This window comes from Arthrobacter sp. P1_C12_2, assembly GCF_056406415.1.
In genome coordinates, this window is the sequence record NZ_JBFUAF010000017.1 from 38,304 (window position 1) to 52,394 (window position 14,091).

10 protein-coding genes are annotated in these 14,091 nt (G+C 66.9%); 3 read left to right on the top strand and 7 right to left on the bottom strand.

The features are described from left to right. Positions 1-104: 104 nt before the first annotated feature. Complete coding sequence (gene guaB, locus AC1DZQ_RS16855) at positions 105-1,616, bottom strand: IMP dehydrogenase (protein WP_476964569.1); 1,512 nt, start codon at positions 1,614-1,616, stop codon at positions 105-107. A 276-nt stretch (positions 1,617-1,892) separates the two neighbouring features. After that, positions 1,893-3,977, bottom strand: a complete 2,085-nt coding sequence (locus AC1DZQ_RS16860) for an acyltransferase family protein (protein ID WP_476964570.1) — start codon at positions 3,975-3,977, stop codon at positions 1,893-1,895. 205 nt (positions 3,978-4,182) lie between these two features. Here AC1DZQ_RS16860 and AC1DZQ_RS16865 point away from each other — a divergent pair, with 205 nt between their 5' ends. Then, positions 4,183-5,151: a DUF389 domain-containing protein gene (locus tag AC1DZQ_RS16865; protein WP_476964571.1), complete on the top strand. Its 969-nt coding sequence runs from the start codon at positions 4,183-4,185 to the stop codon at positions 5,149-5,151. A 56-nt stretch (positions 5,152-5,207) separates the two neighbouring features. On the opposite strand, the gene AC1DZQ_RS16870 is transcribed toward AC1DZQ_RS16865, so the two are convergent. The 4 genes from AC1DZQ_RS16870 to AC1DZQ_RS16885 form a co-directional block, all read right to left on the bottom strand. Further along, on the bottom strand, positions 5,208-7,286 hold the full coding sequence (locus AC1DZQ_RS16870; RefSeq protein WP_476964572.1) for an acyltransferase family protein: 2,079 nt from the start codon (positions 7,284-7,286) through the stop codon (positions 5,208-5,210). A 269-nt stretch (positions 7,287-7,555) separates the two neighbouring features. After that, a complete protein-coding gene (gene groL, locus AC1DZQ_RS16875; RefSeq protein WP_079550210.1) occupies positions 7,556-9,166 on the bottom strand; it encodes a chaperonin GroEL in 1,611 nt (536 codons plus the stop codon). Positions 9,167-9,246: 80 nt separating this feature from the next. Beyond that, positions 9,247-9,543, bottom strand: a complete 297-nt coding sequence (gene groES, locus AC1DZQ_RS16880; RefSeq protein ID WP_018773735.1) for a co-chaperone GroES — start codon at positions 9,541-9,543, stop codon at positions 9,247-9,249. A 441-nt stretch (positions 9,544-9,984) separates the two neighbouring features. Next, complete coding sequence (locus AC1DZQ_RS16885) at positions 9,985-10,419, bottom strand: hypothetical protein (protein WP_476964573.1); 435 nt, start codon at positions 10,417-10,419, stop codon at positions 9,985-9,987. 66 nt (positions 10,420-10,485) lie between these two features. On the opposite strand from AC1DZQ_RS16885, the gene AC1DZQ_RS16890 reads away from it, so the two are divergent. After that, positions 10,486-11,709: a class I SAM-dependent methyltransferase gene (locus AC1DZQ_RS16890; RefSeq protein WP_476964574.1), complete on the top strand. Its 1,224-nt coding sequence runs from the start codon at positions 10,486-10,488 to the stop codon at positions 11,707-11,709. Positions 11,710-11,764: 55 nt separating this feature from the next. On the opposite strand, the gene AC1DZQ_RS16895 is transcribed toward AC1DZQ_RS16890, so the two are convergent. Beyond that, a complete protein-coding gene (locus tag AC1DZQ_RS16895; RefSeq protein WP_476964575.1) occupies positions 11,765-12,598 on the bottom strand; it encodes a shikimate 5-dehydrogenase in 834 nt (277 codons plus the stop codon). Between the two features lie 307 nt (positions 12,599-12,905). Here AC1DZQ_RS16895 and AC1DZQ_RS16900 point away from each other — a divergent pair, with 307 nt between their 5' ends. After that, positions 12,906-14,057, top strand: a complete 1,152-nt coding sequence (locus AC1DZQ_RS16900; protein WP_476964576.1) for a glutamate--cysteine ligase — start codon at positions 12,906-12,908, stop codon at positions 14,055-14,057. Positions 14,058-14,091 lie beyond the last annotated feature (34 nt).

Consider the following 14,091-nt stretch of genomic DNA (forward strand, 5'->3'; position numbering starts at 1 on the left):
ACACCCCCTGCCCAAGTGGCTCGCAGCAGGGGCCGCTATGAGGCTCCAGAACGGCCCCTGCTGCGAGTTAGTTGGGTGGGGTCACCCGGTTCAAGCGGATGGTCTTAGCGCGCCCCGTAGTTCGGGGCTTCGACCGTCATCTGGATGTCGTGCGGGTGCGACTCCTTGAGCCCGGCCGGGGTGATGCGGACGAACTTGCCGCGCGCCTTCAGCTCGGCCACGGTCGGGGCGCCGGTGTAGAACATGGTCTGGCGGAGCCCGCCGACCAGCTGGTACGCCACCGACGACAACGGACCGCGGTACGCGACCCGGCCCTCAATGCCTTCCGGGATGAGCTTGTCATCGCCGGAGACGTCGGCCTGGAAATAGCGGTCCTTGGAGTAGGAGGTGTTCTTGCCGCGGGTCTGCATGGCGCCGAGGGAGCCCATGCCGCGGTAGCTCTTGAACTGCTTGCCGTTGACGAAAATCAGGTCGCCCGGAGATTCGTCGCAACCGGCCAGGAGAGAGCCGAGCATCACGGTGTCGGCGCCGGCGACGAGCGCCTTGCCGATGTCACCGGAGTACTGCAGGCCGCCGTCGGCGATCAGCGGGACGCCGGCCGGGATGGCAGCCTTCGCCGACTCGTAGATGGCGGTGATCTGCGGGACGCCGACGCCGGCCACGACGCGGGTGGTGCAGATGGACCCGGGACCGACGCCGACCTTGATGCCGTCGGCACCGGCGTCGATCAGTGCCTGGGCGCCTTCGCGGGTGGCGGCCTGGCCGCCGATGATGTCCACGTGCGCCGCAACGGGATCGGACTTGAGCCGGCGGATCATTTCCAGCACACCCTGGGAGTGGCCGTTCGCGGTGTCCACGAAGAGGGCATCCACCCCGGCGTCCACGAGGGCCATGGCGCGTTCCCAGCCGTCGCCGAAGAAGCCGATCGCCGCGCCGACGCGCAGGCGGCCTTCGTCGTCCTTGGTGGCGAGCGGGTACTGCTCGGCCTTGGTGAAGTCTTTGGTGGTGATCAGGCCCTTGAGCCGGCCCTGCTCGTCCACGAGCGGGAGCTTCTCGATCTTGTTCGTGGCCAGCTTGTGCGAGGCTTCCTCGCGGCTGATGCCGACGTGTCCGGTGACGAGCGGCATCTTGGTCATGACGTCGCTGACCAGCCGGAGCGGGAAATCCGATTCGGGCACGAAGCGGGTGTCGCGGTTGGTGACGATGCCCAGCAGCCGGTTGCCCTCGTCCACGACCGGCAGGCCGGAGACGCGGTAGCGTGCGCAGATTTCGTCCAGCTCGGCAAGCGTGGCCTCGGGGCCGATGGTCAGGGGGTTGGTGATCATGCCCGATTCGCTGCGCTTGACCCGGTCCACCTGGTCGGCCTGGTCGGCGATGGAGAGGTTGCGGTGCACGACGCCGAGGCCGCCCTGGCGGGCCATGGCGATGGCCATCCGCGACTCCGTCACGGTGTCCATCGCGGCGGAGAGCAGCGGCGTCTGGACCGTGATGCGCTTGGAGATCCGCGAGGACGTGTCCGCTTCCGAGGGGATCACGTCGGTGTGGCCGGGCAGGAGCAGGACGTCGTCGTAGGTCAGGCCGATGAAGCCGAAGGGATTGTGTTCGGGCTGGGTCATGAGTGCGCCTCTTACCTTGGGTTACGGGGTCACGGGTAGGGGTTGCAACAGATGACCAGCCCGTCATTACGGGTCTGGCCTGTGCAGAAGGTCATGCAGAAGGTTCGTGCAGAAGATTCGATTCGTGCAGAAGTCCTCAATAAATAGTAGAACCTTGGCGGCCATAGCCATATTCCGGGGCGGTAATGTGCAGCTTCAATGTGAGCCGCCCCATGCCCGGACGGCTCCCCGGCCGGCCGCGCCGGCCCCCCGGCCGCCCGGGCCCGTTCCCGCAGCCTATTTCCAGCCGGTGGCGGCGAGCAGCCGCTTTTCGAACATGGGGATCATGGTCTGGACGTACGTCTTGGTCAGATGGTTGTCGTCCTTGTAGACGTACACGTTGCCGACCACCGCGGGGCACGTTCCGTTGGCGCAGATGAAATCGCTCATGTCCAGGAGGTGCAGCCTGGGCACCTGGCCGCGGTACGCATCCAGGGGCGAGGACCCTGCGAGCGATTCCTGCTGCGGCACGTTGCACTCCGAGGCATCCTCGCCATTCTTCTGGACGCACTCGGGCATGTTGATGCTAAAGCGGGGGTTGTCGCGGATGCCCACCACGTCCATGCCGGCGTCGGTGAAGGGTTTGATGCCCGCCAGGTACTCCGGCACTTCGGTCTCGAACGGCGCTTCCTTGTGGGTCAGGGACGCAACCGTGAAAACGGCGTCGGGATGGTGGTCCAGGACGTACTGCGCGCTGGCCCGGTTGAAGGCGTTGCAGTCCGCGTCCCGTTCCGGGGACTCCCCGCCGAAGCGGCAGTTGCCCTTCAGGAGCGTGACCACTTCCCAGCCGTGGCTCTTCGCGATGGGCCCGAGCGCGGCCATGTACTGCTGCGCATGCGAGTCGCCGAGCACCACGATCCGCTTGGTGACCTTCTCCGGTTTATTGTTCTGCAGGCATCCCTGCAGCAAGGGGTCGCTGGGGACGTTTCCGTCCGTGCACAGCCCGTCGATGTCGGCCCACTCGTCCTTCATCGCCGCCGGTGCGGGGATGATCTTCGCCTCCGGCGTGGGCTTGCCTGCGTTTTCCGGCGCCAGGGCAGCCGCGCCCGGGGTCAGTTCCTTGGGCTGGGAGGCCGCCTCGGCTTCGTCGGCGACGAGCCGGCTCTGCCAGACGCCGACGGGACCCGCCAGCAGGGCACCACAGGCGGCAATCACGACGGCGGTACGCCAGGCGCGGCGCTCGGGCCAGTGCCATTCGCGCAGCGGCTTCTCGACGAAGCGGGTGGTCAGCACGGCCAGGACGACGGACGCGGCAACGATGCACAGCCCCTGGAACAGGTTTGGCGCCGTGATGCCCGCCCCGGCGAGGGCCAGGACCAGCAGCGGCCAGTGCCAGAGGTAGAGCGCATAGGAGTTGTCCCCCAGCGCCACCAGGGGTTTCCAGGTCAGGAAGCGGTCGACGCCGAAGCGGCTGCCGCTTTGACCGGCGGTGATGATCGCGGCGGCGGCCAGCGTGGGCCACAGTGCGATGAATCCGGGGAAGGAACGGTCCACGGTCAGCAGCAGCCCGCAGGAGAGCATGGCCACGAGGCCTGCCCAGCCGAGCACGACGCGCAGGATCCGGCCCGGCTTCAGGTACGGCAGGGCGAGGGCCAGGAGCGAGCCGAGGGCGAACTCCCAGAGCCGGGCACCGGTATCGAAGTAGGCGTGGGCCTGGTTCGTGGCGGTCTGTTGGATCGAGTACGCCAGGGACACGGCAAAAATGGCGCCGAAGGCCGCAGCCAGCAGGGGCCGGTAACGCAGCAGGGCGTGGTCCTGGCCGGTCCGGCGGCGGAGCAGTCGACTAAGGAGGGCCGTGCCGGCAAAGACGAGTGGCCACAGTACGAACACCTGGCCCTGGATCGAGAGTGACCAGAAGTGCTGGAGCGGACTCGCACCCGAATGGTCCTGGGCGTAGTAGTCCACGGCGCTGTCCGCCAGGAGCCAGTTCTGCCGGTACAGCAGGGAGGCCCAGGCCTGTTCGAGGACGTCGGGCCACCGGCTTTGCGGCAGGATGGCCCAGGTGCCGGCGAGGACGCCGAGAATCACCACGACGACGGCGGGCAGCAGGCGCTTGAGCAGATGAAGCCAGTGGCTGAGCAGCTTCAGGGGCGCGCCGCTTTCGACCTTCCGCGTGAAGCTGAGCGTCATCAGGAAGGCTGAAATAAGGAGGAAGATGTCTACGCCCCCGGAGACCCGCCCCAGCCACACGTGGTACGTGACCACCATGAGGACAGCGAGGGCGCGAAGGCCCTGGACTTCGGGGCGGTAGCTTGTTTTTCGGGTCGCCGGAGAACCCGCATCCGCCCTTGGCGGGGTGACGATGGTTCGCTCGGTCGACACAAATAACCCTTCCGGCCAGTTTCCAAAACATCAATGTTACCGAAACGTAACCTTCTTTGCCAATCGCACGTGCCCCGCAGAAGCCTCTTGGTGGCCCTGGCGGGAGCCTCTAGGCACGCGACTGGCGGCGCACTCGCGGCGGCCGGCCGACGTCGTCGGCCGCAGCGCGGAAGCTAGGCTGGTACGAGTCTGAGGAGGCCGCCAAGTGATCGTGCAGCTGCGCATTTGTGTTCCGGGTGACTTGTCCGGAGTTGTTGTCGAAAGTTGTACCAATCACGTCGGCGTCTCGGAAGTCGCGCTGGCGAAGGATTCTTCCGTCATGCCGCCCGGGGACGTTATCCAGGTTCTGCTGGCACGGGAATCCGTCGAGGGGCTCGTAGAGAAGCTCCACGCCCTCGACGTCCAGCAGCGGGGATCACTTTCGGTCATCGCACCGGACCTTGTGCTCTCGGACCGCGCAGACCGGGCGGAGGCGGAGGCTCCGGGTGAAGGCGCGGACGCCGTGATCTGGGACGAGGTGTCGCGGCAGACCGGCGAGGATTCGCGCCTGACGTGGAGTTTTCTGGCGTTCCTAATCCTGGCGACCCAACTGGCGGCCATCGGCATCGTGACGAACTCCACTATTGCGATCGTTGGCGCCATGGCCGTGGGCCCGGAGTTCGGCCCGCTGGCTGCCCTGGCCGTGGCCCTGGTCCGGCGCCAGCGGCGGCTCGGGCGCGACGCGGCGCTGGCCCTCGGCGTCGGCTTTCCAGTCGCGATGCTAGCTGCCGCGCTGGGCGCGTGGCTGTCCGTGCCGCTCGGGCTGTTTCCCCCGGACGCGCTGGACCACGGATCAGCGGTTGAATTCATCTACCACCCGGGCCCCTACTCCCTGATCGTCGCCGTGCTGGCCGGAGCAGCCGGGATGCTGTCGGTCATCAGCCAGCGCTCGGCGGCACTGATCGGGGTCTTCATCTCCGTCACCACGGTGCCAGCGGCGGGGTTTGTGGCCGTGGCTCTGGTCCTGGGCGAGTACCAGAAGGCGGCCGGTTCCGCCCTGCAGCTGTTCCTGAACCTGCTGGGAATCGTCGCGGCCGCCGTCGGCGTTCTGCTGTTCTACCGGCTGGCGACCAAGCGGCTGGCGCCGGGGGCCGCGCTGCGGCTGCGGCGCAGGGCGGACCGCTCGCGGCGCTGAGGCACGAAGGCGGCAGGCGCTCGCCACGGCCCGCCGGCTAAGGACCGGCACGGTCCTTACCCGGCGTTCCAACCGGTAGCTGCCATAAACTCGGTCTCAAAGTACGGAGTGAGGCTCTCCATGTAGGTTCGCGTGACGTGGTTGTCATCCTTGTAGACCATCACGTTGCCGATCACGGCCGGGCAGAGATCGTCCGGGCAGAAGAACCGGCTGAAGTCGAGAAACTTGGTGGCCGGCAACTGCCCGGCCACGGCTGCATCGGGCGACGCTGCCTGATAGTTCTCCGCGGTCGTCGTTCCGCAGGCGGCGTAGTTGTCGGGGTTGCTTTCGAGGCACGCGGGAACGGCCTCGTGCATGCGCGGGGTGTCCCGCAGCGCCACCACGGGGATCCCGGCGTCGTTGATGGATTTGATCGGCGGAACCCACCCCGGATCCATGAATTCTGTGTTGCTCGGGTCGGGGTCAGTCCGGGTGCTAGTTGTCACCACGAGGTCCGGCTTCATCTCGAGCACCTTCTTGAGGGTGTCCTTGTTGAAGTCCAGGCAGCCCTCCGAGAGCCCCGCGGCCTGGTGGACCGTCACGGGGCAGTACCCCTTGGTGATGGCCTCGACCCTCCAGCCGTGCTTCTCTGCCATAGTGAGGATGGGGGTCGCCCAGACGTGGGCATGCGAGTTGCCAATGATCAACACGGTCTTGGTGGCATTCTGCTTGCCGTTGTTGCAGACGTTCGTGAATTCCTTTGCATCCGCGGTGCAGCCGCCCGCGTACTGGGGCCATTCCTCCGCTGCCGTGGCGAGGGTGGGAAGGAGCGGGGCGGATTTGTCAGCCCCGTCGACGTAGGCGGGGTCCAGCGACCGGGCACCCGGATTATTGGCCCAGGCCTGGCTCGCCGCGGCCGCCGTGGCGTAGTTGATCTGAAGGTGCCAGCCGGCCAGCGGCACGGCGGCGGTGACCACGGCCGCGGCGATGGCAATGAATGCGCGGCGCCGCTGCACCTCCGGCCACTTCCATTCCCGCCAGGGTTTCTCCACAAAGCGGGTAGTGAGATAGGCGAGCACCAGCGACACGGTGACGATGACGGCGCCCGTGATCGGCCCCGCATGGTCCCTGTGCGTCGCGGCAAGCGAGATGACCAGGACCGGCCAGTGCCATAGGTACAGGGCGTACGAGATGTCTCCCAGCCGGACCAACGGCTTCGAACTGAGGATCCGGTCGACGCCCAGCTTGCTGCCCGACTGCCCGGCGGCGATGACGCAGGCTGCCGCCAGGGTAGGCCAGAGTGCCACGGACCCGGGGAAGGACGCCTGGACATTGAGCAGGAGGCCGCAGCTGAGCATGGCCACAATGCCCAGCCAGCCCAGGCCCAGCCGCCAGCCCCGCGGAAGCCGCAGGGCGGGAAGGGCCAGAGCCACCAGGGTGCCGAGCGCGAACTCCCATAGCCGGGCCCAGGTATCGAAGTACGCCTCCGTCTGGGACGTCTGGGTGAAGACGATTGAGTAGACCAGCGAAACAACGAAGATCAGGGCGAATATGTAGCACAGCAGCACGCGGTAACGGAGCCTGAAGCGCTTGGCGAGGATTGCTGCTCCGGCGAAGATGAGCGGCCACAGGATAAAGACCTGCCCCTGGATTGAGAGGGACCAGAAATGCTGGAAGGGGCTGGCCTTGCTGTGGTCCGAGGCGTAGTAGTTCGTGGCCTCGGACTGCAGGAGCCAGTTCTCGGCGTAGAACAGGGAGGCCCACCCCTGGTTGATGACTTCCAGCCAGCGGGTCCGGGGCAGGAACAGGATGCTTGCGGCGAGTACGGCCACCATGACGGTGACGGCAGCCGGGATCAGGCGCCGGAAAAGGTGCAGCCAATGCTTGAGCAAGGCCATGGGCCGGCCCTGCTCGTAGCGGCCGACGAACTGCAGCGTCATGAGGAAGGCCGAGATCAGCAGGAACACGTCCACGCCGCCGGAGACCCGGCCAAGCCAAATGTGATAGCTCATGACCATCAGCACGGCCAGGGACCGGAGTCCCTGGATTTCGGGCCTGAATGTGGATTTCCGGCCGGCCCTGAGTGCGGCGGTGGGGCTTGCCCTGTGCGCGGCACTGTGCCGGGCAGGCAGGGGCAAGGTTCCTTGCTGTGTCATAGAACTACCCCTCAACCAGATAACCAAAGCCTCCATGTTACCAAAACGTAATTTTTATGGCCAATCGCCCCGGCGGCCACAGATCTCCATTGAGGCATGCCAACGTGGGAATTTCCAGTGAACCCGGGACCCTGGCGCGGAACCTGACGGCGTCAACGCGCGAGAATCCAGGCCACTTGCAACCAAGATTCCGGCAGAACCGTAGCAGAGACTCGACAGAAAAAGGACGGCCCGGCAAGGTGCCGGACCGTCCCCTTTGCGGGCAGAACCTAGTGCTTGTGCCCTGCGTGCTCGTCTTCGTCGGCCGGCTTCTCCACCACGAGGGTTTCCGTGGTGAGGACCAGTGCCGCGATGGAGGCCGCGTTGCGCAGAGCCGCACGCGTCACCTTCACGGGGTCGATCACGCCGGCGGCGATCAGGTCTTCGTATTCGCCGGACTTGGCGTTGAAGCCCTGGTTCACAGCGGATTCGGCCACCTTGGCAACCACGACATAGCCGTCGAAGCCGGCGTTCTGGGCGATCCAGCGCAGCGGCTGGGTCAGGGCGCGGCGGACGATTCCGACGGCGGCAGCCGCGTCACCCTCGAGGGCCTGGACGGCAGCGTCCTCGTCGAGAGCCTTCAGCGCGTGGATGAGGGCGGAGCCGCCGCCGGCCACGATGCCTTCTTCGAGGGCAGCGCGGGTCGAGGACACGGCGTCCTCGATGCGGTGCTTCTTTTCCTTCAGCTCAACCTCGGTGGCAGCGCCGACCTTGATCACGCCGATGCCGCCAGCCAGCTTGGCCAGGCGTTCCTGCAGCTTTTCCTTGTCCCAGTCCGAATCGGTACGGGTCAGTTCGGCACGCAGCTGGGCAACGCGGGCGGCGACGTCCTCGGCCGAACCGGCGCCGTCGACGATCGTGGTGTTGTCCTTGGTGACCGTAATACGGCGTGCGGTGCCGAGCACCTCGAGGCCAACGGTGTCCAGGCTCAGGCCCAGCTCGGCGGAGACAACCTGCGCACCGGTGAGGGTCGCGATGTCCTGCAGCATGGCCTTGCGTCGGTCACCGAAGCCCGGCGCCTTGACGGCGACGACGTTCAGGGTGCCGCGGATGCGGTTGACGATGAGCGTGGACAGGGCCTCGCCCTCGACGTCTTCGGCAATGATGAAGAGCGGCTTGGAGCTCTGCAGCGCCTTTTCCAGCAGCGGCAGGAAATCCTGAACCGAGGAGATCTTGCCCTGGTTGATCAGGATCAGGGCGTCCTCGAGGACGGCCTCCTGGCGTTCCGCGTCGGTGACGAAGTACGGGGACAGGTAGCCCTTGTCGAACTGCATGCCCTCGGTGAGGACCAGCTCGGTCTGCGTGGTGGAGGATTCCTCGATGGTGATCACACCATCCTTGCCGACCTTGCCGAACGCCTCGGCCAGGAGCTCGCCGACCTCGTCGCTCTGGGCGGAGATGGCGGCAACGTTGGCAACCTGAGTGCCTTCAACCGGGCGCGCGTTCTCCAGCAGGCGGGCGGCGACGGCCTCGACCGAAACCTCGATGCCGCGCTTGATCTCGCCCGGTGCGGCGCCTGCCGCAACGTTGCGCAGGCCTTCCTTGACCAGGGCCTGGGCCAGAACGGTGGCCGTGGTGGTGCCGTCACCGGCAACATCGTTGGTCTTGGTGGCGACCTCCTTGGCAAGCTGCGCGCCAAGGTTCTCGTAGGGGTCGTCCAGCTCGACTTCACGGGCGATGGTCACGCCATCGTTGGTGATCGTGGGGGCGCCCCACTTTTTGTCCAGTACGACGTTGCGGCCGCGCGGGCCCAGCGTGACCTTGACGGTGTTGGCGAGCTTATCGATGCCGGCTTCAAGCGACCGGCGGGCAGCGTCGTTAAACGCAAGCTGCTTTGCCATGGTTTTGTCCTTTCAAGACAGAACCCCGCGCAACTGATCCATTCAATACGAAGGATCGGCTGCGCGGGGGTCCAAGAGAGTTACTTTACGACGATCGCCAGAACGTCGCGGGCGGAGAGCACGAGGTACTCGGTGCCGCCGGTCTTGACTTCGGTTCCACCGTACTTGGAGTAAATGACGACGTCGCCAACGGCAACGTCAATGGGAACGCGGTTGCCGTTGTCATCGAAGCGGCCGGGGCCTACTGCAACAACTTCACCTTCCTGCGGCTTCTCCTGCGCGGAGTCCGGGATAACCAGGCCGGAAGCCGTGGTCTGCTCGGCTTCGAGCGGGCGGACAACAATACGATCCTCAAGAGGCTTAATAGAGACCGACACTCGGACCTCTCCTTTTCGTCAGCAAATTCGTGGACCATGAAGCGGTGATGCCAAGGCGCACAGACCGTCGTCGCGGTGCCGGCAGCGTGCCTGGCGGAACGCGCTTCACGTGTTAGCACCCTCCTAGGGAGAGTGCTAATGACGACTCTATGTAAATGGCTAGCACTCGGTCAAGGCGAGTGCCAGAAATTCGTTCCGGGTGAACACTTCCCCCGGGGGGACATGCCCAATTTTCGCCGCGGCGAGAGGACACGTGGGCATCATGCTCACTGCCCGCGCCGAGCGATGGACATGCCCAACGTGCGGGCATTGCCCGGGAGGACATGCCCATTCGTGGCGCCGGAGAGTGGGCATGTCCCGTGGCCGTTGGCCGTCTGGCGTTTGCGGGCGCGCGCCGACTCTCACGCCGACTCGGACGCTAATGCGCTGGCTGCTGGCTGGCTACTGGCCTGCGAGGTCTTCGAAGTCCACGTTCTCGCCGTCGTCTTCGTCCGTGTCCTGGCCTTCGTCGTTCCGGTGCCGGTACATCAGCACGGCGCCGGCGGCGGCCAGCAGGATCCCCGCGATGAGGAAGATGATGCCGCCGAGCCGGGCAGCCGTGTAAGTATCGCGGATGGCCCGGGCCTCCTCCGTGGCGTCCTGGACGTTCTTGCCGCCGACGGAATACACGGTGGCGTTGAAGGAATCGAGGAAGAAGATGATCACCAACAGTGCAACGCATACGACGGCGATCACCGCGCCGGCGACCAGCGCCGGCCTTGCGTAGCGGGCCAGCCCCTGCGGGCTCCGGCGCTCCTGCCCGGCGTCGTCGTTGCCTACCGTGTCCTGCCCGGCCGTGTCCGCTGGGATGCTGTCGCCTGTGCCGCTGTCTTCCATGCCGTCAAGCCTAGCCCCCGCTGCCCGGTCACAGCGCGCCCGCGGACCTCAACTACGCTGGATGGCATGACTGACGCACCGCAGGAACATATTGCCCCGATCCTCACCCCCGAGGGCTGGGAGCTGCTGGCGTCGCTGGGCCCTTACCGCGAGGACGAGGCATTCCGCCTCACGGCGGCGCTGCGCAAAGCCGGCCACTCCCCCGAACTCGTCTCGGCCGTACTCACCCAGTCCCGGCTAAGGACCAAGGCCGAGGCCAAATTCGGCGAGTTCGCCCGGCAGATGATCTTCACCAGGGCCGGTCTGGAGCAGGCCACCCGGCTCACGGTGGCGGCACGGCATGCGCAGCGGTTCGCGGAGGCCGGGATCGGCCACGTCGCGGATCTCGGCTGCGGGCTCGGGGCGGATTCGATGGCCCTGGCGTCCCTGGACCTGGTGGTCACCTCGGTGGAAATGGACGAGGCCACGGCCGCGTGCGCCACGATGAACCTGATCCCGTTCCGCAATGCCACCGTGGTCCATGCCGATGCCACGTCGGTGTCGCTGGAGGGCGTCGACGGCGTCTGGATGGACCCGGCCCGGCGCACCACGTCCACGTCGGGAACCAAACGGATCTGGGATCCGGAGGATTTCTCCCCGCCGCTGTCCTTCGTGGAGACACTCGCCGGCTCCGGCCGAGCCGTCGGCGTGAAGATGGGGCCGGGCATGCCGCACGACTCCGTGCCGGCCGGCTGCGAGGCGCAGTGGGTCTCGGTGGGCGGGGACGTGACCGAGGTGGCCCTGTGGTTCAATGCGGTGCGGCGCCCCGGGGTGCGGCGCGCGGCCCTCGTGCTCGGACCCCTCGGATCCGCTGAGCTCACCAGCGGCGAGGACTTCGGGGCCGGCCCGGTGGCGCCCGTGGGCCCCGTGGAGGGGTACCTGTATGAGCCCGACGGCGCGGTGATCCGCGCCGGACTGGTGGCCGACGTCGCCCTCCAGCTGGGCGGGCACCTCGTGGACGAGCACATCGCTTACATCTGCGCCCCGGACGTGCACGACACCCCGTTCGCCAAGGCGTACAGGGTCCTGGATGTGATGCCGTTCAACGTCAAGGCGCTCAAGGCCTGGGTCAAGGACCAAGGGATCGGGGTCTTGGACATCAAGAAGCGCGGCACGGCTGTCACGCCGGAGGAACTGCGCAAGCAACTCCTGCCCGGCGGCAGCGCAAAGCACAAGGGCAAGAAGTCGGCCACCCTGGTCCTCACCAGGATCGGCGAGGACCGGGTGGCCATCTCGGTGGAGCCGGTCTAGCCCCGAAGGCGCGGGAGCCCGCCGCAGGATCCCGGGAGGCGGCCGGGCAACTGGACTACTGGGCCCGCGTAAACTCCTCGGCGGCCCGGATCTGCTCGTCGGTGGGCCGGACGCCGGTGTACAGCACGAACTGCTCCAGCGCCTGGATCGTGGCCACCTCGGCTCCGGTGATCACGGTCTTGCCGGCCGCGCGGCCGGCCTTGATGAGCGGCGTCTCGGCCGGGAGGGCGACGACGTCGAACACCACCTTGGCGGCGTCGATGGCCTCCTGCGGGAAGGGCAGCGCGGCGGCGTCCGGGCCGCCGGCCATGCCAATAGGTGTGACGTTGATCAGCATGTCCGCCGTACCGGTGCCGGACCCCGCCGGGCCCAGTTCCGCGCTCCAGGCGAAGCCGTACTGGCCGGCCAGGGCGCGGCCGGCGTCCTCGTTGCGGGCCACGACGGTCACGTCCTTGAAGCCGGCGTCCCGCAGCGCCGCCACGGTGGCCTTGGCCATGCCCCCGGCGCCCAGGACCAGCACCGAGTAGTCCGTGGGGACGCCGTTGCTGCGCAGGAGCTGCTCGATTGCGGTGTAGTCGGTGTTGTAGGCCGTGAGCCGGCCGCCGTCGTTGACGATGGTGTTGACCGAGTCGATGGCCTTCGCCGACGGGTCCATGACGTCAACGAGGGCGATCACGTCCTCCTTGTACGGCATGGACACCGCGCAGCCGCGGATGCCGAGGCCGCGCACCCCGGCGATCGCCTGGGCGAGGTCGGTGGGGGCGAAGGCCTTGTAGATCCAGTTCAGGCCCAGCTGTTCATACAGGTGGTTGTGGAAGCGCGTCCCGTTGTTGCTGGGCCGGGCCGAGAGCGAGATACACAGGGTCATGTCTTTGTTCAGAATGGGCACAGCTCCATTAAACGCCAGGATGGGTCCGGTCCCCCGCAGCTCACCCCGCAGCCGCGCGCGCCGTCGCTGACCAGCCGCGTTGTGAATACACTCACGCACCAGCGGTCACTTTGACACCGCCCTTGGGACGCCCCTGCACTAGACTTGGACCACCCGTAGCCGTGCCAGCCGCCCGGCCGGCGCTCAGGTGTGGGGAAATGTCGCGTGCCACCGCCGGTGGCAACGGCCAGGGCACGCCCGAGGGTGTTTGCCAGCGCATTTCCCACCAGGACCGCGGCCAGCGACAGCAAAACAGTGAAGGGACCACATGAAGATCGAGTTCGCTTCATCCAGGCAGTCGACTCTTGGCGTGGAATGGGAGCTGGCGCTCGTCGACGCCGAGACCGGTGAGCTGGCCTCCGTGGCGAACCAGGTGCTCCGCGGCGTCGCTGCCCGGCACCCCGAACTCAATGAGGACGACGAGCACCCGCACATCAAGCAGGAGCTGCTGCTGAACACCGTGGAGCTCGTCACGGGCATCTGCACCACAGTCGCGGAAGCCAAAGCGGACCTGAACAGCTCGCTCGCGGCCGTCCGGGAGGTCACCGATCCCATGGGCGTGGAGATCTTTTGTGCCGGGAGCCACCCCTTCAGCCCGCCCCAGCTGCAGCCCGTCACGGACAAGGAACGCTACGCCAAGCTCATTGACCGGACCCAGTGGTGGGGCCGGCAGATGGTCATTTACGGCGTCCATGTTCACGTCGGACTGGACAGCCGGGACAAGGTCCTTCCGGTGCTGGACGGCCTGGTCAATTACTTCCCGCACTTCCAGGCGCTCTCTGCGTCGAGCCCTTTTTGGGGCGGCGAGGACACGGGCTACGCCTCACACCGCGCCCTCATGTTCCAGCAGCTGCCCACCGCCGGCCTGCCGTTCCAGTTCGCCAGCTGGGAGGACTACGAGGCCTACGTCCAGGACATGTTCACCACCGGTGTGATTGATACGCTCTCCGAGATCCGGTGGGACATCCGCCCCGTTCCGGCCCTCGGCACCATCGAGATGCGCATTTGCGACGGCCTGGCGACCCTCGAGGACGTCGGCGCGATCGCCGCACTCACGCAGTGCCTCGTCGACGAATTTTCCACGACGCTGGAGAACGGCGGCACCATTCCCACGATGCCCCCGTGGCACGTGCAGGAAAACAAGTGGCGCGCGGCCCGGTATGGCCTCGAAGCGATCATCATCCTCGACGCCGACGGCAACGAAAAGCTCGTAACAGAGCACCTGCGCGAGACGCTCAAGCGGCTTGAGCCCGTGGCGGCAAAGCTCGGCTGCAGCGCCGAACTGGCCGACGTCGAGAAGATCATCGAACGCGGCGCCGGCTACCAGCGGCAGCGCCGGGTCGCCGCCGAGCACGGCGGGGACCTGCGCGCCGTCGTACTGGATCTGGTCAAGCAGATGCGCCAGGGCCCGGACGCCTAGCTGCGGCACCCAACAACCGCCACGCAACAGCCGC